Genomic DNA, 1,804 nt, shown 5'->3' on the forward strand with positions numbered 1-1,804 from the left:
ATATCAGATAGGCCTTGCGGATTGATCCTTTCAGGAAAGGGATCGGCAGGGCGCCAAGAATGAACAGCAGGGCGGGATGGACGAAGTCAATCATAATAGTCCTCGCGCCGCATCAACCCGCCCTGATGGCCGAGGAACTTGGAGACGAAGATCAGCAGGACGCAGGACAAGAAGCCATAGACGGCCGACCAGCCCGGCAAGCGGTCCCACAGGTATTCAGCGTGTTCGCGGGGGACCAGAAAATCGGCGATGACGATCAGAACGAGCGCCAGATAAAACAGCCGGCGGCGTTGCTCCGCGTATCTCGCCTCACCAAAGAAATTGACGACACGCCTGATCATCTGACCACTCCTTCCGCCAGGGTGAGAAAATAGCCGGGGAAAATACCCATCGACACCGACAGGATCGCGGTCGCGACCAGCGGGATTGTCACCATCGGAATTTCACGGACCGTCGCCGGACTTTCCTGTGTCTCCGTCCCGAAAAAAGCGACATAGCTGACCGGCAGGAAGTACGCGGCGTTCAGGACCGAGCTCACCAAGAGCACGACCAGGAACGCAATCTCCCCCGCCTCCACCGAGCCCAGCGCCAGATACCACTTGCTGACGAAGCCCGCGGTGGGCGGCACCCCGATCATGCTGAGCGAGGCCACGAAGAACGCGCCCATCGTCCAGGGTAGCCTGCGGCCGATGCCGGCCATGTCGCTGATGTTCCGCTTGCCGGACGCGCAATAGATCGACCCGGCGCAGAAAAAGAGCGTGATCTTGGAGAACGCATGCGCCGCAATGTGGATGATCCCGCCGACCATCGCGACCGGCGACAGCAGGACCGCGCCCAGCACGATGTAGGAGAGTTGGCTGACCGTCGAATAGGCGAGCCGCGCCTTCAGGTCGTCCCGCGTCAGGGCGTAGATGGACGCCATCAGGATGGTGAACGAGACCAGATAGGCCGTTGCGATGCCGAGCCCCAGCCCGTCCACCAGCCCCGTGCCGAAGACATGGAACACCACCCGCAGCACGCAGAACACGCCCATCTTGACCACGGCCACCGCATGCAAGAGTGCGCTGACCGGTGTCGGCGCGACCATCGCGGCAGGCAGCCAGGCGTGCATCGGCATCACCGCGGCCTTGGCGAAGCCGAACAGATAGCAGAAGTAGATCACGGTCATTAGCGCCGGCGAGGCATCGACCCCGGCCAGCAGCCCGCCTGGCACGAAGTCGAGCGACCCCGCCAGATGGTAGGTCAGCGCCAGCGCGGCGAGAAGCACGCTTTTCGACGCCCCCATCAAATAGACGAGATACTTGCGGCTACCCGTCCATCCCTCTTCGTCCTCGTGGTGATAGACGAGCGGATAGGTAACGAGGCTGAGCACCTCGTAGAAGATCACCAGCGTGAACAGATTGGCGGCGAAGGCGCCCCCGACGGCCGCCGCCAGACTGGCGGCGAAGCAGGCGAAGAACCGGGTCTGCGCGTGCTCGTTCAGGTGGCGCATGTAGCCGATGGAATAGATCGCCGCCACGATCCACAAGAGCGACGAGACGGTGGCAAACACCATGCCGAGCGCATCGACCCGGAAAGCGAAGTCGATCCCCGGCAGAATCTCGAACAGGCGCAAATCGACCGTCCCGCCGGCCAGCACCGTGGGTGCCATCGAGGCGACAATTGCGAACATGGCGATCGCGGCTAAGGGCGAGACGAGATCGCGGAGTTTCTCGCGGTTGTTCAGAACGAAAACTGCAAGGGCCGCCAGGCCTGCGACGGCGACGGCAAGCAGCGGCCGGATCGATATCACCGGGTCCAAGCC

At 62.7% G+C, this 1,804-nt stretch carries 2 protein-coding genes; both read right to left on the minus strand.

Going from position 1 to position 1,804, the window contains the following annotated elements; translation table 11 throughout:
• Positions 1–86: 86 nt before the first annotated feature.
• Positions 87–341, minus strand: coding sequence for a hypothetical protein (locus EOA86_RS33200; RefSeq protein WP_065007018.1), 255 nt, complete (start codon positions 339–341; stop codon positions 87–89).
• A complete protein-coding gene (locus EOA86_RS33205) occupies positions 338–1,801 on the minus strand; it encodes a monovalent cation/H+ antiporter subunit D family protein (RefSeq protein ID WP_065007017.1) in 1,464 nt (487 codons plus the stop codon). Before EOA86_RS33205 ends, EOA86_RS33200 begins: the two co-directional genes overlap by 4 nt.
• Positions 1,802–1,804: the final 3 nt, after the last annotated feature.

The sequence above is a fragment of the Mesorhizobium sp. M5C.F.Ca.IN.020.32.2.1 genome (assembly GCF_004023105.1).
GTDB classification, from domain to species: Bacteria; Pseudomonadota; Alphaproteobacteria; order Rhizobiales; family Rhizobiaceae; genus Mesorhizobium; species Mesorhizobium wenxiniae.